Below are 18,402 nucleotides of genomic sequence, written 5' to 3'. Positions count from 1 at the left end.
AATTAACACTTTACCCTACCAATTAAGGAACTATGCTATGTGGTATGTCATCTTTTCACAGGACGTTGAGAACTCGTTGGAAAAACGCATGAGCGTTCGCCCACAACACTTGGAGCGCTTACAAAAGCTACAAGACGAAGGTCGCCTTCTTACAGCTGGTCCGATGCCTGCGATAGATTCTGACAATCCTGGTGAAGCTGGATTTACGGGCTCAACTGTCATCGCTGAATTCGCCTCTCTAGAGGATGCTAAAGCGTGGGCAGAAGCCGATCCTTACGTAGCGGCTGGTGTTTACGATAATGTAATCGTGAAACCGTTCAAAAAAGTGTTTTAATTTATGAAAAAATTACTGTGTCTTTTCTTGGTATTTGGTGCTCTGGCTGGCTGCTCATCAACCGATGATAAGCAGCGCCAACTTGAGCTTATGGCATCAAACCGAGCAGGAGTCTTGTCAGCGGGTCTCCCTTTAGAGTACGGTCCACTGCAAATAATGCGTGTCTCATCCAACAAAAATGTTGTAGAGATGATGATGATTTATAACGATGGCGCCCTCGGTGCAAAGCCGTTAAATCAAGTACTGAATACCAGTATCTACACCTACTGCAGCAACCCAGAAGTTCGCAAGCAAATTGATATGGGCTTGATGTATCGTATTAAGGTACGTAATTCTCGCGGTCAGTTGATGGCAGATGAGTTGGTTTCCGCACAGACTTGTACTCAGGTGAAGTAGCTACAGTAATTTTGTTGCTTTCGGCATGAGACGATGATTCGCTATTATTGAATAATCTGAAAACGAAAGTTAACAATTAAGAATAGAAAAACGGAGACCATAGTCTCCGTTTTTATTTGCTGTAACGATGTGTTACGCCAGCTCAGCACGGAGCTTCTTCGCCGCTGAAACCAGATTTGCCAATGCGGCTTCTGTCTCCTTCCAGTTTCGTGTTTTCAGACCACAATCTGGGTTTACCCACAAACGTTGAGCCGGAATTTTTTCTGCCGCTTTCTTGATTAAACCTTCAATCCATTCTTCCGTAGGAATGTTTGGTGAGTGAATGTCATAAACACCAGGGCCAATTTCGTTCGGGTAATTGAATTCTTCAAATGCTTTCAGCAACTCCATATTCGAGCGAGATGTTTCAATGGTAATGACGTCCGCATCGAGTGCCGCAACCGAATCAATGATTTCATTGAACTCGCTGTAACACATATGAGTGTGAATCTGAGTTTCTGGTTTTGCACTTGCCGCAGAGACCTTAAACGCATTTACGGCCCATTCTAAGTACGCTTTGTGATCGCGTTTTTTGAGTGGTAAACCTTCTCGAATGGCTGGCTCATCAATTTGAATGATATTGATGCCCGCATCTTGCAGGTCAGACACCTCATCACGCAGTGCTAAAGCAAGTTGCTGCGCAATTTCTTGACGTGTGATGTCTTCACGTGGGAACGTCCAACATAAAATCGTTACTGGTCCAGTCAACATGCCTTTCATCTGTTTGCTGGTTAGCGATTGTGCGTACGTCGACCATTCAACTGTGATCGGTTTTTCACGTTCAATGTCAGCAACTACAATGGCAGGTTTCACACAGCGAGAACCATAACTCTGTACCCAACCAAATTTGGTCGTTTGAAAACCCGCCAAGTTCTCAGCGAAGTATTCCACCATGTCGTTACGCTCTGCTTCGCCGTGAACAAGCACGTCTAGGTCGAGCGCCTCTTGACGTTTTACTGCGTCAGCAATATGTCCTTTAAGTGCTTGGATATATTCAGACTCAGATAATTGACCTGTACGATAAGCGCTGCGCTGCACCCGGATTTCACCCGTTTGAGGAAAAGAGCCGATTGTCGTTGTTGGCAACAAAGGCAAGCCCAATACTTCAGCTTGATGCGCGGCACGCTCTGCATAAGGTGCGCTGCGCTCGGCAATTGACGAGGTAATGTTGTTTATACGCGCTTGTACTTGAGGCTTATTCACATGTGTTGCTGTCTTGCGCGCTTTGATTGGCTGGCTATAGGTATCACAAGCGCGAATCGCATTTTGGTCACCATCGAGCGCTCGGCCAAGCAAGGCGACTTCTGCCACTTTTTGTTTTGCAAAGGCAAACCAACTTTTTACTTCTTCGCTCAGTTCTGTTTCCAGTGCTAAGTCAACAGGGCTATGTAGCAGAGAACATGAACTGGCAACCCAAAGTTTGTCGCCCAGTTTCTCTTTGACTGGCTGTAGACGCTCGAGTTGGGCACTTAAATCCGAACGCCACACGTTACGACCATTCACAACGCCAGCAGAAAGCACCCACCCCTCCGGTAACTTGGCAACCACATCGTCAAGCTGCTTAGGGACGGTAGATAAATCGATATGCAAACCATCTACCGGAAGCTCTACAATTTTGCCTAGCGTATCGCTTACGGAGTCAAAGTACGTCGTTAGCAGCACTTTTACATCGCTTCGAATCACTTGGTAGGCTAGCTTAAACGAATCAGCCCATTTGCTTTCTAGCTCCAGTGACAAAATTGGCTCATCAATCTGAACCCACTCAACACCTTGACTTGCTAGCTTTGCCAAAATAGCTTGGTAAGCAGTAAGTAAGCGTGGTAGCAGGGTTAAGCGGTCAAACCCTTCTTCGACCTCTTTGCCCAAGTAAAGGTAACTGACTGGACCAAGCAAAACAGGCTTCACTTGGTGGCCAGCTTGAAGCGCTTCGTTGACTTCTTCAAACAGTTGCGGCCAGCTCACTTCAAACGTATCGTCCTTGCTGAATTCAGGGACAATGTAATGGTAGTTTGTGTTGAACCATTTGGTCATATCCGATGCCGCAGCGCCCGCACAGCTGCAACCCGCCTGAGATTGACCGCGACCCACTTTGAACAACGTATCCAGGTTAGGGAAACCATCAGCGTGACGCTTTGGCACATGACCCAATAGCAACGTGGTCGTCAGTACATGATCGTACCAAGCGAAGTCGCCAGCGGTGGCAAAACTCAAGCCAGCATCTGTTTGCGTTTGCCAGTTTTTAGCGCGCAGATCTGCTCCAACCTTTTTAAGCTCTGCTTGATCAATTTCTCCGCGCCAGTATTTTTCCTGAGCGAATTTTAATTCTCGTTTTTCACCGATGCGTGGATAACCTAATATGTGAGTCGTTGTCGCCATGTCCCTATTCCTTTCTCAATTTTGTTCAATTTGTTTGGATCAGAGCATCTTTCGGTAAAGAATAAGATGTCTGGATGGCTAAACTATCGCTCTCATCTGATATTAGAACAACGTCCATTTATTCAACTTGTTTATTAAAAAAATTCATCATGAAGCGACATGATTCGCAAATAAAAACAACAAATAGACGTCTAGACGTTTACATATCCATTTTTTGTCGTTAAGTTATTTACACGATTGCTATTCTGTTCATAGCGAGCAACAAAGGATGAAAGGAATTCATGATAGAGCTAAAACATTTGCGGACACTCACTTCGCTTCGAGACACTGGCTCTCTAACGGCAACAGCGACCGCTTTACATCTCACTCAGTCGGCACTGTCTCATCAGATCAAAGATTTGGAGGCGCGAATTGGAGGGCAACTGTTCCTGAGAAAGACTCGTCCGGTGAAGTTCACTTCAGAGGGAGAAATCCTATTGCGTCTTGCAGAAGATATCCTTCCGAAACTCGCAAGAGCAGAAAATGATTTAGCGAGCTTGAAAGAGGACGTCAATGGCCGATTACATATGGCCATTGAATGTCACTCTTGCTTCCAATGGCTAATGCCTGCACTTAGGGAGTACCAACTTGCTTGGCCTAGCGTAACATTGGACTTTTCCTCTGGTTTTGGCTTTGAACCACTCCCAGCTCTATTGGCAGGCGAACTCGATCTCGTTATTACTTCCGATATCCAACCTCGATCTGAAGTCCACTACGAGCCTCTATTCGACTTTGAAATGCGTTTAATTACCGCAACCAACCACCCATTGGCGGAAAAAGAAATTATTGATCCGCAAGATCTCGCAGATCAAACCATGCTCTCTTATCCGGTTCAAAAACAAAGGCTAGACGTCGTAAAGCACTTTCTTCAGCCAGCAGGAATAGAACCTGCGAAATGGAAGCAAGCCGACAACACTCTCATGTTAGTTCAGATGGTCTCTGCTGGATTAGGGGTGGCGGCACTACCCAATTGGGCGATTTCTGAATTTTCTCGCCAAGGTCTTATTACCAGTAAACCTTTCGGCCAAGGCTTATGGCGTCGCTTGTTTGCTGCAACGCGTCACTCAGAGAAAGAAAAGCGTTACTTACAAGCTTTTTTCGCAACCGCGAGGCTACAATGTAAAAGCCACCTTGACGGAATCAAGGTGGCTTAAAAGATTTGGGTTATGAAAGGCTTAGCGTTGATATGCTTTAAATTGGTTAGTCAATGGATCGTACTGATAACCGAGCATATCAAGCTTGCCGACTACAGACTCTACATCCATCTCATACACTGATACTAACTCGTCAAAACTGTCGCACTCTAAACGTAGCTTTTCGTTGACGATACCTAGCAAAATAGTGCTGTCCAGATTACCTACATTGCTTAAATCCATCGCGACTCTCCTCTTCGACAAGGTATATAAACAAGCGTAGTAGTAATCACGCGAATTTAAAGTGAGTGCGATCTAAAACGTGATCACCTTATACCCAAGCACCAAGAAAGCACTTGGATATAAGCTGTCTAGCTTTGTCTTTAGAATAGAGGTTAAGCCGCGAGAGAGAATAAACCTTGCAGGCTCGTCATCGACGCGAGTGCTAGAAACAAGGCAACGCTCAGTTGCACCTTTTCTGGTTTCTTATGCGTAAAAATATGCCAACACCACACAATAATTGAAGAAATTAGCATAGCTAAAGACAGCAAGATCGGCTGTGTCGCAGCGTTTAGTGTGGCTTCATTTAACTGGTAAGAAGCAAACAACGTTGCGATGACTAATAGCATTCCAGACACAATGCCCGTAACTGGTAAAATACGGTGAAATGCCTGTAATCTGCTGCGAGCTATCGTAAGCAGCAATTGAGAAAATGACGCCCCAAGGAAAAATATCATTAGCGCCATCGCTATCGATGCTGGCCAGCTTGATTGCTCAAATACTTGAATACTCACATACGCAAAGGCCAAACCATTCGCTAAATGCATCGCCCATAGTGGCCCTTTTTCACGCGTTTTCTTGGTTTGAACCTGAGAATAGAAGTAGAAAATAGCAAACACGATCATAAATGCTTCAATGCGAAGTGACGCAACAGCGAGCCACAATACAGCTACTGCAGGCAACATTTTATGAAGACGTCCTCGCTGACCAGGACAAATATCGCCCTTGATTAGAAGCAAAGTCAGTAGCGCTTGTGCGCCAAATAGCATCGGAGGGAAAGTAACCAGCAATTGTTGAATCATGTTGAATGCACGCTCAAAAGTCATTTTGGGGGGCGATAATATCAAATCAACTATCGCCAAACCACCGAAAGTCGGCCCCCAAATGAGCTAAAACGGTAAGACAATTTTATTCACAGAGAAGCAAGATACTTCAACGCGTCTTCCTGCGTTAAAACTCCACGGTACTCTTCTTTGGTATTACACAATACCCAAGGGAAACGAATGCCGGTTTTAACCAACTCTCGAATAACAGAGACAGGTAAATCCTCATCAACCAACACAAATTCGGTGCTCATTATCTGATTAACAGGACGTTTCCAAATTCTGCTTTCTCGTTCAGTTTCTCGCTCTGTGCCCATCGAGGGCGTTAGGTGTAAATTCACCGTCTCTTTCGTAATTAACCCAACACAACGATTTTCATTGAGAACAACTAAAGGCAAGCTTGGATTCAAATTCATGTACTCCACTGCCAAGGAGAGCGGTTCTCCAGGGTCCATAGACCTGACTTGTTCATGGCTCAAAGATTGCAGCACATCACTTTGCTTAGACTCAATCGCGATGTCAGAGAACAGATGCTCATAACTGTCCGCTTTATCCATCAAATCGACAGGCACGGCAGCAGAAAATAGAAAGCCCTGCATGTGATCGACACCGATTTCTGCCAATACTTGAAGTTCTTGCTTAGATTCCACGCCTTCAGCAACCACTTTTACATTCATTTGCTGTGCAAGCTCGGTGACCATTTTCACAATGTTATAGCTGGTGCTCCCTTTATGAATGTTCTTGATGAATTTTCGGTCTATTTTCAGTAAATCAAACTGCCCTTTTTCTAGATAAGAAAAAGAAGAATACCCAGTACCGAAGTCATCAATCGCGATCTCAATGCCCTCTTTCCGCACTTCCTCTAGAGCTCGAGTATGCTCCTCATCTTGTTCAAAATACGCGGTTTCTGTTAGCTCGATAGTTACTCGCTTAGGGTCTACACCACTGGCTTTAATCAAATCATGCGACCGCTGAAGGATCTGAAGAGAATCCAATTTCGTATTGAGGGAGCGATTGATGGTCACGCCCACTTCCTCGCCATAAATTTCTTGTAAGCGCGGAAAGTGCTTCAACGCAGCTTGGCAGACCACATCATCAAGTGCCGCTATGAGTTCTAGATCTTCAATAATAGCGATCATCTTTTGCGTGCAATACGCATCATTTTCATCATAGAAGCGTGCGAGAGCCTCGAACTTAACCACGCTTCCGGTTTGAACGTCGATAATCGGTTGAAAGTAAACGTCCACTAGCCCACTCTCTATTTGCGCCTCCAAAAACGCCTCGAGATGTTGGCGCTTCACTAATTCAGAGTGAAGTTCACTGTCGTAAAAGTTGAAATAGCTACCTTCACCGGAAATAGAGGACAACATTGCTTGCGCTGCATGTGCTAGCGCTTGTCTTGGTCGGTTCGTATCATAGCCAAGGATTGACACACCAGTTTGGCCTTTAACGATAGTGGCATGCATTTTTGTGCCCATTTCATTTCTAAGCTCATTAAAGAACCCTTTCATGGCAATTTGGATCAAACGAACCGGGCTCAACCATTGACAATGAGGGGTCTGCAAGCATACGACAAACACATCCCGAGATAACTGCCCCGCAATACTGGTGTAGCGACTTCGCATAATAAAATCTGCAAAACCTAATTGCTGTTCAAGCAAGTATCTCTCCGAAAACTTGGGTCTTAGTGTCATAACAATGTTGAGTTCTTTATTTCTGCTTTCATTCGCTAAGGTAGCTAATTGGAGTTCAAATTCTTTCCTCGTCGGTAAAAAGGCAGCCCAATCATGCTGTTGTTCACAACGATTTTTCATCCACAACAACGAAGCAGAAATATCCGTAGAAAATCCGAGATAAAGAATTCGTCCAGAGTGAAACGTAAGTCGGTAAATACAAAGATGATGAGCTTGGTTGCTACCGTTTGCTGTTTTGCTCAGCAAGTTACCACACCAACATCCTTCATCATTAATTTGCTGCCACAGCTGATCATAAAACGCTTGGCTATGGTGAGAGGTACTGAATATATGAGTTTTAAGCCCAACCAGATCTCGGTTTTGATAGCCCATTTGTAACTCAAAGGCACGGTTACAACCTAAGATGCGCGTATCTTCATCGGCAACTAAAACGCCTACATTTGGCAAATCAAAAATCGTTTCGAGGATTTTCGCTAACTCCTCGCAACCAGTGATTGTTAATTGTGGAATGATAGTGCCTTGGATAATGCGCTTATTGAGCCTTTCAAAACTAATAGTAACGTGCACTAAGTTAACGTTTTTTAGCATCATGCAACAAGAAAACCGCCCCCGTCCGCCAAAGAGTTCCACTTCTAGAATTCGTTGTTTTAGCGTTTCTTGTTGCCCCATCAGCATATGATCAAACAAGTTATTTAGGCTGGTTACTGGCGTACTTATCCCAAATGCCTTTGCCATTCCTTGCTGATCACATTCGAACTCGCGAGTATCAATATCGTAAGACCACTCTATAACAGGAGTTAGACTGGAAGTCGTTTGCATTTTTGGATGCACTGTTGTCGTAGATTCACTCATACCCTAGCCCCTTTTTTTGTAATTAGCCCAAGGCTCAAAATTCACAGTCAATTCGCGACATTCCAGTTGGGACCTGCCGATCCTCTTTATAGATGGATTGTGTCAACGATAAGCCTATCGACTTAGAACTATTTCCAGAGCAGCTCAGCCTTTTGCATTTAATATGCACTAATTTGATTATAGGCTTTACCCCATATAAGCACACCATTGCTTATACTTTGTATTAAGATTGCGACATTTTTCATGAACCGATCTATAACCATGAGGCTTTCAAGGTGAAATTAGACAGAAAATCGCCGATAGAGCATTGATATTTTTACAAACCAAATAAAACTCGATGAACTAAGCTGGAATAGATGAGTTTGTTATAGATACCTGATAATCAAATCGCTATAATTCGCGCTCCCTGGAACAGAGAGCAAAATATGACCAATAACATCACTCCTATTCATGAGTACAAAAAATACTGGGCAGAGTGTTTTGGTACGGCACCTTTCTTGCCGACCAGTCGCAAAGAAATGGATGCCCTAGGATGGGATAGCTGTGACATTATCATTGTAACCGGTGACGCTTATGTGGATCACCCAAGCTTTGGTATGGCTATCATTGGCCGCCTGCTAGAAGCACAAGGTTTCCGTGTCGGTATAATTGCTCAACCAGAATGGCAAAATAAAGATGCGTTCATGCAACTTGGTAAGCCAAATCTGTTCTTCGGGATCACTGCGGGTAACATGGACTCCATGATCAACCGTTACACCGCGGATAAAAAGCTTCGTCACGATGACGCGTACACACCGAATAACGAAGGTGGTAAACGCCCAGACCGCGCGACTTTGGTTTACTCTCAGCGTTGTCGTGAGGCATACAAAGAAGTACCTATTGTTTTAGGTGGTATCGAAGCTAGCCTACGCCGTGTGGCGCACTACGATTACTGGTCAGATAAAGTTCGCCGTTCTGTACTGTTTGATGCAAAAGCAGACATCCTACTTTTTGGTAACGCAGAGCGCGCACTTGTCGAAGTAGCACATCGCATCGCAAACGGCGAAGACATCAGCACCATGACCAATATTCGTGGTACTGCCGTGAACTTGCCAGCGGCGCCAGAAGGCTACACGGTTATTGATTCTTCTCGCATTGAAAAACCTCGTAAAGAAGCGTTCGTACCAAAGAACCCATACGAAGTAGAAACTCAGTGTGAAACTAAAAAAGACGAGCCAGTTGCACAACCAATCACGATTCGCCCATCACGCCACGATGCTGCGACGACTGCGGTCCGTTTACCTTCGTTTGAAAAGCTAAGAAACGATCGCATTCTTTATGCGCATGCAAGCCGTGTATTGCATCTAGAAACGAACCCGTACTCTGGTCGAGCGTTACTTCAAAGCCATGGTGATCGTGAACTTTGGGTAAACCAAGCTCCAATTCCATTGACGACCGAAGAGATGGACTTTGTGTTTGGCCTGCCTTACGCGCGTGTCCCTCACCCTATGTACGGGAAAGCAAAAATTCCTGCGTACGACATGATCAAGACGTCTGTGAACATCATGCGTGGTTGCTTTGGTGGCTGTTCTTTCTGTTCGATTACCGAGCATGAAGGTCGAATCATTCAAAACCGTTCGAAAGAGTCTATCATCAACGAGATTGAAGAAATTCGCGACAAAGTTCCAGGCTTTACCGGCACAATTTCCGATCTTGGTGGCCCGACTGCAAACATGTACCGCCTGGGCTGTAAAGATCCAAAAGCGGAAGCGAACTGTCGTCGTCCTTCTTGTGTATTCCCGGGCATCTGTAACAAGCTAAACACAGACCACAAACACACGATCGATTTATACCGTGAAGCGCGTAAAGTTGAAGGCGTGAAGAAAGTGATGGTTGCATCTGGCGTACGTTACGACCTTGCGATTGAATCACCAGAATACGTGAAAGAGCTCGTGACTCACCACGTAGGCGGTTACTTGAAGATTGCACCGGAACATACAGAGAAAGGTCCTCTTGATCTGATGATGAAGCCAGGCATGGGTACGTACGATCGCTTTAAAGAGATGTTCGAGAAATACAGTGCAGAAGCAGGCAAGAAGCAGTACTTAATCCCTTATTTTATCTCTGCGCACCCAGGCACAGAAGACGAAGACATGCTGAACCTTGCTCTGTGGCTGAAAAAGAACAACTTCGAATGTGACCAAGTACAAAACTTCTACCCTTCGCCAATGTGTAACGCAACGTCGATGTACTACTCAGAGACAAACCCTCTGAAACGCGTGAAGTACAAAAAACGTGAAGATGTACCTGTAGCAAAAGGTGAACGTCAACGTCGCCTGCATAAAGCGCTGTTGCGTTATCACGATCCAGCAAACTGGCCAATGATCCGTGAAGCCCTAGTCAGTATGGGTAAAAAACATTTGATCGGTGACAAACAAGGCTGTCTCGTTCCTGCGGAAGACATTGAAGCACAAACACCTGCGCAACGTCGTAAATCTGGTCGTCACGGGGCAAACCGCTTTGCAACCAAACATACCAAAAACCAACCAGGCTTCGGTGGTCATTTGAACAAACGCTCTGAAGGCGGTTCAAAAGATGGTAAACCATCTGGTAACCGTAACGGTTCTGGCAAAGCTACAGGTGGTCAACGCCCTGCAAGCAACGGCCAACGTCCTAGCGGCAACGGTGCAAACCGCCCGGCAGGTAGCAAGCCGCAAGGCCAAGGTCGCCCACAAGGACAAGGCAAACCAGCTGGTCAACGTAAACCAAAGCGTCGCTAATTATTTAGAGCTTAAATACTAGAAAGGGCTCCAGAGTTAACTCTGGAGCCCTTTTGTTTTGTCAGCTCATTGAGGCATCACTAATAACTCAAACTTTGATTCAATCAATACAAAAAATGGTAAACACCAACCAACTTATTGGAAAAACAAACAATTATTTGATTGAAGCAAAACCATAAAAATATAACTCATTGATTTTTAATTGCTTTATTTTGGTGCGATATTTGCGTAACAGAGTAAAACTCTTAAACATGGGCTAACGATGAATAATCCACTTCCCCCAAAAACTTCTATGTTCTGGTATGACAACAGCTATACCTATGAGGAGGCCGTTCAGGCATTTGAAAGAGATGGTACACTGAAATCGCTGAATATCGTTCCAACCACGGAATCCGATGATCTTGCTGGCTCACCCCCAGAGCGCAGTATGTTTTGGGAGGGAGAAACAAAAAAAATCGATCCGCCACCGCCGTCTGAACCAGAGCCTCTCAATTTAAAAACTGAGAAAGAAGCAACGGAAGCATCACCTGCGCACTTTATCCCAGTCCGCTATGCCATCGATCAGCTAGAAACAGAAGAGACACAACCTTTTGGTTTGCCTGAAGAATGGAAAGGCCAAGGCCCAGCCAAACTCAATACCGTTGGTTACACCCTGCGTCAACTGCGCGACGGTTGGCTGTATGTGTATGATGCAATCAACAAAAGCTTAGACGAATACGAAATCAAAGGAACGCAATTCACGCTCTATAAGTTGGGAGAATCAGAAAGCCCAAAATCAGAGCAGCGTGGGACACCACAAGATGCAAAGCCCTTCCTTACTTACGTCAACGGAAGCGTACTATCGATTTGCTTCTCTGAGCACCGGTGGACATGGCACACGTTCATGCGCGTACTTAACAATCCGAGTAATCATATCGATCGCATGCAAACCATTGTTCTGTCCTCAAACGAGAATCAGCACAACATTGCACCAATAGATAAGTTAACCCAAGTCGCTGATATTGAATCTTCTGCCGTCGATGATGGTCGCTTTGCGGATTCTGGCATCGCCACCAAAGCAGATGAAGATGGTTCTGTCTTTAAACCTGTCGCAGTCGAAAGCGATTTAACCTCTGCGATTCCAGAAGAAGAATCAGGCTACTTCGTCGCGATAAAAGATTACGCCGCAGACATTCAAGATATGTCACTGCATTTTGTTGGTGCCGCAAGCCCTTACCGCCTTTTCACTGACCAGTTTTCAAACCAGTGGAACTTGATGCAGACCGCCATGCAACTGTGTATGTTTGGTGCAAGTGACGAGATAGACATGCCAGCTAGCGTTAAGCGTAACGGCGAAGAGCTGTCGTTTTATACCGACATGGCTGACTATTATGACTCCTCTCACCAACTTGATTTGGCAGAGCAGAACAAAAGCTCAGTTCAGTCCGGCTATCCTGCTAAATTTTCCGCTGGAGCGATTGAATCACACCAACATACCCAAAGTGACATTGCTAAAGCGATACAGGACAAATATCGAATTTCTGCGAGCCGTTTTGGTAAATACGAACAATGGATAGCGACTGAACGCTGGCGTCAGCAGCTCAACTGGAAGCAAATGCTGAGCGAGATGCAAGAGCTGTCAGAACAAAAAGAAACCATGCTAGCCCAAGTGGTTTCGGTCAAACGCGACTTTATCGCAGTAATGGAGTCCTTAACGCCGCATCATCTCGAAAGAACCTTCGACCTATACAGCGAAGACACACAGTACAGCTTGTATCAACTGCACAAGCAAGCGGTTGAGTCATTTACTTTGGTGATGCAAGAAGAAGACCGCCAATGGGCAGAAAGCCAATGGGAGAAACCAACCAGTTTACTTGCTCTCTATGCCTCTGGGTTTAGTCGTAGTTTATTTAAAGTGATGGAGAAGAATATTACTGAGGCGCAGAATGAACAGTCGATCACCTCAGAAAATTCTGATGCTGATAATCAGTTGATGGACCGGATCTCGGCTACCAGCAACCGTGTGAGCATGTACTCTAAGATCATGGATTTTGTTTCCAACCCAAACACTGCGGAAACGGACTTTCTCAAGGATATCGCCAAAGGCTTCCAAGAGCTGGACATTATCTTTAAATCTGCAATAGGTGCACTTGCAAAAGGAGTTTTAGAGTTTGGCGTTAGCATGACTTCACAAGCATCGATTTTACTGATGCCTGTTTTCGCTAAACCTCTGAACCGTCATAGCTATTATTTATTTGCCGTTATTGCAGAACATATGGCACACAATATGCCAGTTACTGTAAATGAAAGCTACGCTCGCGATTTTAAAAAATGGAAAACACGCGTAAATGATTACCCAAGTGAGCTCAAGAAAAACGATGCGGTCATTGCTGACTTCCAGAAAAACAACCGCAAAGCCGACTCTAAATACACAACAGCTTTAAAAAATAAAAAGAGAATTAAGAAGGCACTCGCTGTGGCTACATTGGAGTACCCACAGTATATTGAATTACCCGATGATCTACCGCAAAGAACCGTCGAGCTTAGAACTGGGATCGCTATGAATAAGCTCGATGATTTGAATAAACTGTTCGAGAATGCCGGTGGTCTAGGCTTTATGGCATTAGTATTTAACTGCATCGCGCTTGGTGATGCCATGAGCAGTATTCAAGACACTGGATTAATGTCCTCAGATGAATTTTTGGATATCCAACAAAAGCTTTTTTATACAGTCAACGCTTGGACGGGTATTCGCACCGGTAAACTTTGGGACAACGTAAGAGTAGATAAAACGCTACGAGCACGTTCTTTATCTGCCCTAAAAGAAATGGCGAAACGTGATACCACAATACCTATTTCTTCTTTGAGTGATCTTAAAATTTTCAACAAATGGCTTGCGGTAACAGGAATAATAGGTGCTTTAGCTTCAGGGATAGAAGCTTACCGGTCGTTACAACAACTTGATAGTTTGAATGGCACTGCAAAAATTGCGGGATACTTCAACTTTTCTTCTTTAGTTGGACTTACAGCAGTAGGGACCTTTCAAGCTGTAGGAGGAATAACTGGCGTATGGTCAGCAAACGTTCTTTTCGGTGGGCCAATCATGTTTGTCATTATGGGGCTAACTGCAATTTACCTTTTGAGCAACTATGTAATGAGCAAGTTCAAACAAGACGATTTTCAAAAATGGTTAGATAAATTACCGTGGGGATATAATTCCGCCAGAGCACAATGGAGTCAGTCTCCAGATCTGTTAGAACGAGAAAAACACAACTCTTCATTAGTACAAAAGGCACTATTTGATTTACAAACCATCATAGATAAACCATCAATCTACCAAGTGCCAATGATGCGGGTTGTTCCCAATTCATCAACGCAATACCCATCAGCAATGCAGGAGCTGTTTGGTATTGAGTTGCATATCCAAGTTCCTACCAAAATAGCAAGAGATGGAATTAAACTTCGGACAAATACTTCTGTAACTAAGGGAGAATTGATATCAGGAACTTGGTACACCGGAGTAGATCTAGAAACCTTGAATAGCCCGATGAACTCCACAAACTCTCAAAGCGTGTATAAATTGAGTTTACCTATGAAAGACTCAGCTGACTATCTAGCATTTGAGATAGAATACATCCTCGATGATGAAAACGAATTAAGCCGTAAGTACTGGTTCCAAAATAATGCAAAACAGCGTGCAACTTATACGGCGATTTCAGACAATACTAAACAAGCAACGATCAGAAGTTCATTAACTTCAGATACTAGTGAACTTAGCTTACAGGAGTAACCCTTGGCTTATTTACCTTTTTACATCACGCCAGACGAGTTTTCGGCTTATCAAGAAGAACAAGAGCAACAAATTCTAAAAGGGAAAGAGCTCACAACCTGGCACAAGCACGATATTGAAGAGCCTTTTCGATACTTATACCTATCGATTGCTATAGCCGCAGTCAGCCCATTATTTTTCCTTACCTACTTTCTGCACGATAGTAGTCAGATGCTCTTGACCTACATATTATCAGGCTTAACGATAATCATGTCCGGTGTTTCTTATCTTACATTTGGTTTAGACAATCGTTATGACTACACCATATCCGAGCAAGGCATGGTCTTGAGAAAGAGACGTGATCTCCCTACTTGGGTGAACTCAGCAGCGCAAGTGATGGGTTGGTTTGGAGCAGTAGTCTGCGTATTTATGGTAATCGCAGTAGGACCAATGGCTCTAGTCGGTGCTGGTGGATTTATTTTAGTTTCATTTCGCATGCTGAAGCGCCAACCTGAAGAAGAAACTGAAGTACGAGTGGGGCTTCGCAAAGATTCATTGTTTGCTCAATACAACAAACAGCGAAAACTCATTGTGATTTATCACAAATTTGACGACTGCTATTTCTTTGACATTGAGCATAAAGAAGTCAGTCGAAACCAAACTCGTGGTCGAAGTTATATATTTTGCAAAACTGAATCAGAAGTGGATTACTTGTTGAAGTTGTTAGTTAACAAGTGGAACATCGAATGCTCTGAAGAAAACAACATTAAACAGCTTTTCAATACAGGCCTAATGTACGAAAAACTTCAAGATATTCCAGTAAGAGGAACTAAATATCTACTAAGCGAAGTAGATAGCCTGAGAAATAAGAATGCCACATTACCCGAACTAAAATACTTGCGTGGTGACTTATGGCTAAGCGAAGCGGAAATCGACCAGCGCAAAGCAGAACTGAATACAACCAAGGAGTAACCCTTGGCATATTCACCATTTTACGTCACCCCAGAAGAATTAGCAGTTTATCAAGAGGCGCAAGAGCAAGAAATACTCGCAGGCGATAATGTCAGAACATGGCACAAGTATGATGTAGAGGAACCATTTCGCTATTACTTTAAACTTTTTGCGCTTCCATTTGTGATCGCTCCATTCCTATTAACTTTGTTTATACACACGAGTGACACGGTTGACGTAACTATTTTTTCTTTTATTTTGTCGGTGATTGTATCTGGAGCCTTTTACCTTACGATTGGCCTCGACTATCGCTATGACTATATTTTTTCTGACAAAGGCTTTGTGATGAAGAAACGTCGCAACATGCCTAAGTGGGTGAATACCGCCACGCAAGCCGTTGGCTGGATAGGTGCAGTGGTGTGTGTGGTGATGGTAGCGATGGTTGGCCCGATGGCGTTAGCTGGAGCTGGAGCTTTTATATTAGTCTCCTTTAAAATGCTTAAACGTCAGCCTGATGAACCAACAGAAGTGAGAGTTGGAGAGCGTGAAGATTGGTTGTTTGCCGACTACAACAAAAAGCGCAAAGTGATCCAGTTCTACTTTAAGCAGGATAAGTGTGAATATATCGACACTGCTCACAGAACTATTTTCCGTTCACACAGTAGATCCGATTGCTACGTATTTTTCAAAACTGAAACGGACTTAGAATCGATGGTAAATCAGTTAGCTACGGAATATAAGCTGGATTGTACAGAGGTAGATGACCACAAAAAGCTGTTTGAATCGAAGCCAGAAGCTAGACTGTTTAACATTCCTGTTTGTAATAGAGAATATCAAACCGATGAGGTATTTGATTTAAGGGCTTCGAACGCCCCTCTCCCAGAGCAAGAATACCTTTACAACGGCAAGTGGCAAACCGAATCTGAGATTGAAAAATCTAAATCTGAACTAACAACAGCCAAAGAGTAACCCTTGGCTTATTTACCTTTTTACATCACGCCAGACGAGCTTTCGGCTTATCAAGAAGAACAAGAGCAACAAATTCTAAAGGGGAAAGATCTCACAACCTGGCACAAGCGCGATATTGAAGAGCCTTTTCGATACTTATACCTATCGATTGCTATAGCCGCTGTCAGTCCATTATTTTTCCTTACCTATTTCCTACATGACAACAGCGACATGATCTTAACTTACATTGTATCGGGTCTAACGATAATCATGTCTGGTGTATCTTATCTGACATTTGGTTTGGACAATCGTTATGATTACATCTTGTCCGATCGCGGATTGGTTATAAAAAAGCGACGTGATTTACCGAATTGGGTCAACTCTGCGACTCAAGCCATGGGCTGGATTGGAGCAATAGTTTGTGTCGTGATGGTTGGGGTTGCTGGACCCATGGTTCTTGCCGGAACTGGTGGGTTTATATTGGTTTCATTTGGTATGCTTAAACGACAGCCTGATGAAGCAACAGAAGTGAGAGTAGGCGAACGAGAAGATTGGCTGTTTGCGGACTACAACAAGAAAAGGAAAGTGATCCAATTCTATTTTAAGCAGGACATATGCAGATATCGAGATACTGCTCATAAGACTATCTTTCGCTCACAAGATAGATCAGATTGTTATGTTTTCTTTAAAACTGAAGCAGATTTAGAATCCATGGTCGCGCAACTGTCAAAGGTCTACAAGCTGGATTGTACAGAGGTAGATGACCACAAAAAGCTGTTTGAATCGAAGCCAGAATCAAGGCTCTTTAGTATTCCAGTTTGTAGTAAAGAATATCAAACCGAAGAGGTATTTGATTTAAGGGCGTCAAATGCCCCACTTCCTGAGCGTGAATACCTTTACAACGGCAAGTGGCAAACCGAGTCTGAAATCGAACAATCAAAACCTGAACCAACAGCAGCCAAGGTATAGACATTGGCTTATTCACCTTTTTACATCACCCCAGAAGAATTGGCGGTTTATCAAGAGGCTCAAGAGCAAAGAATCAGCTCGGGTAGCAAAGTTTTACGTTGGAGTGTTGTAAACGTCGAGATGCCTTCTCGATACATCCACCTCTATTTTACTCTCGTAACCTTGTGTGTCTGTATTGCGATATTTTTTGCCTTAGCAAACTTTGAACGATCCGATGACACAATTTTCTTAGCATCTGTTTTGTCATTTTGCTCCATGCTTTTTTATTTTCTGATGAGGTGGGGGATTTTAAAGCGATACCAATATGTTTTTTCAGAAAAAGGGCTTGTTACTAAATCTCGTAGTACTATTCCAAAATGGATGAACAGCGCTAGTCAAGCAACGGGCTGGATTGGGGCTGCAATTTGTATATTAATGGTAACTGTCGCTGGCCCAATGGCTCTCGCAGGCGCAGGCGCTTTTATTTTGGTCTCATTCAAAATGCTTAAACGCCAACCCGAAGAGCGCACAAATATCAGAATTGCAGAGCGTGAAAATTGGCTATTTGCTTACTACAACAAAAAACGCAAGGTTATTACTCTTTATCATAGGTATGACGATTGTGATTACAGAGATGTAGCGAAAACGACCGTTAGTCGATGCCACAATAGAGGTAGGAGCTTTATATTTTTCAGTTCAACCAATGATTTAGAGAGAGTTTTGGAAAAATTGTCTAAAGAGTATCAACTTAAATGTACCGAATTCGAGGATATCAAAGCCTTGTTCAATGCTTATTCACCTGATGAATTGCTCTCGGAACCAGCAAGAAGCCTAGAGTTCCCCGTGGATGATACGTTTGAACTTAGAGCTCAAAACGCACCTATCCCTGAATGGGAATACCTTTACAACGGTAAGTGGCAAACCGAGTCTGAAATCGAACAATCAAAGTCTAAACTAACTACAGCTCTGGAGTAACCCTTGGCATATTCACCATTTTATATCACTCCAGAAGAGTTGGCAGTTTATCAAGAGGCACAAGAGCAAGAAATACTCGCAGGCGATAACGTCAGAACATGGCATAA

General features: G+C 43.8%; 13 protein-coding genes. 9 read left to right on the top strand and 4 right to left on the bottom strand.

All coding sequences use genetic code 11. From position 1 onward, the window contains the following. The first annotated feature begins 37 nt into the window (after positions 1-37). Positions 38-334, top strand: a complete 297-nt coding sequence (locus tag R7M92_RS22240) for a YciI family protein (protein WP_005392847.1) — start codon at positions 38-40, stop codon at positions 332-334. Between the two features lie 3 nt (positions 335-337). Next, the gene (locus tag R7M92_RS22235) at positions 338-730 is read left to right on the top strand and encodes a GspS/AspS pilotin family protein (protein ID WP_005376765.1); all 393 of its coding nucleotides are present in this window, start codon (positions 338-340) and stop codon (positions 728-730) included. 132 nt (positions 731-862) lie between these two features. Here R7M92_RS22235 and metE read toward each other — a convergent pair whose 3' ends face one another. Beyond that, the gene (gene metE, locus R7M92_RS22230) at positions 863-3,145 is read right to left on the bottom strand and encodes a 5-methyltetrahydropteroyltriglutamate--homocysteine S-methyltransferase (protein ID WP_170890395.1); all 2,283 of its coding nucleotides are present in this window, start codon (positions 3,143-3,145) and stop codon (positions 863-865) included. A 281-nt stretch (positions 3,146-3,426) separates the two neighbouring features. On the opposite strand from metE, the gene metR reads away from it, so the two are divergent. Then, on the top strand, positions 3,427-4,338 hold the full coding sequence (gene metR / locus R7M92_RS22225; protein WP_005376763.1) for an HTH-type transcriptional regulator MetR: 912 nt from the start codon (positions 3,427-3,429) through the stop codon (positions 4,336-4,338). A 21-nt stretch (positions 4,339-4,359) separates the two neighbouring features. On the opposite strand, the gene R7M92_RS22220 is transcribed toward metR, so the two are convergent. The 3 genes from R7M92_RS22220 to R7M92_RS22210 form a co-directional block, all read right to left on the bottom strand. Continuing rightward, positions 4,360-4,560, bottom strand: a complete 201-nt coding sequence (locus tag R7M92_RS22220; RefSeq protein WP_005376762.1) for a DUF4250 domain-containing protein — start codon at positions 4,558-4,560, stop codon at positions 4,360-4,362. A gap of 152 nt (positions 4,561-4,712) precedes the next feature. After that, positions 4,713-5,423: a hypothetical protein gene (locus tag R7M92_RS22215; RefSeq protein ID WP_005376761.1), complete on the bottom strand. Its 711-nt coding sequence runs from the start codon at positions 5,421-5,423 to the stop codon at positions 4,713-4,715. A gap of 86 nt (positions 5,424-5,509) precedes the next feature. Continuing rightward, a complete protein-coding gene (locus R7M92_RS22210) occupies positions 5,510-7,966 on the bottom strand; it encodes an EAL domain-containing protein (protein WP_318134316.1) in 2,457 nt (818 codons plus the stop codon). A 425-nt stretch (positions 7,967-8,391) separates the two neighbouring features. Between R7M92_RS22210 and R7M92_RS22205 the strand changes: the two genes are divergently transcribed. The 6 genes from R7M92_RS22205 to R7M92_RS22180 all read left to right on the top strand — a co-directional run bounded on the left by R7M92_RS22205 (position 8,392) and on the right by R7M92_RS22180 (position 18,295). Next, positions 8,392-10,725, top strand: a complete 2,334-nt coding sequence (locus R7M92_RS22205) for a YgiQ family radical SAM protein (RefSeq protein ID WP_064368606.1) — start codon at positions 8,392-8,394, stop codon at positions 10,723-10,725. Positions 10,726-10,987: 262 nt separating this feature from the next. Beyond that, positions 10,988-14,494, top strand: coding sequence for a T6SS effector BTH_I2691 family protein (locus R7M92_RS22200; RefSeq protein ID WP_318134314.1), 3,507 nt, complete (start codon positions 10,988-10,990; stop codon positions 14,492-14,494). Positions 14,495-14,497: 3 nt separating this feature from the next. Further along, the gene (locus tag R7M92_RS22195) at positions 14,498-15,445 is read left to right on the top strand and encodes a hypothetical protein (RefSeq protein WP_064368608.1); all 948 of its coding nucleotides are present in this window, start codon (positions 14,498-14,500) and stop codon (positions 15,443-15,445) included. Positions 15,446-15,448: 3 nt separating this feature from the next. After that, positions 15,449-16,393, top strand: coding sequence for a hypothetical protein (locus R7M92_RS22190; protein WP_318134311.1), 945 nt, complete (start codon positions 15,449-15,451; stop codon positions 16,391-16,393). A gap of 3 nt (positions 16,394-16,396) precedes the next feature. Then, positions 16,397-17,341 carry a hypothetical protein gene (locus R7M92_RS22185; protein ID WP_318134310.1) on the top strand — a complete coding sequence of 315 codons (945 nt, stop codon included), beginning with the start codon at positions 16,397-16,399 and terminating at the stop codon, positions 17,339-17,341. 3 nt (positions 17,342-17,344) lie between these two features. Then, positions 17,345-18,295 carry a hypothetical protein gene (locus R7M92_RS22180; RefSeq protein ID WP_318134307.1) on the top strand — a complete coding sequence of 317 codons (951 nt, stop codon included), beginning with the start codon at positions 17,345-17,347 and terminating at the stop codon, positions 18,293-18,295. Positions 18,296-18,402: the final 107 nt, after the last annotated feature.

It is taken from the genome of Vibrio sp. Vb2880 (genome assembly GCF_033337975.1).
GTDB lineage: Bacteria > Pseudomonadota > Gammaproteobacteria > Enterobacterales > Vibrionaceae > Vibrio > Vibrio alginolyticus.
Note: the sequence above shows the minus strand (reverse complement) of the source record. Positions and strands in the feature narration are given on the sequence as shown.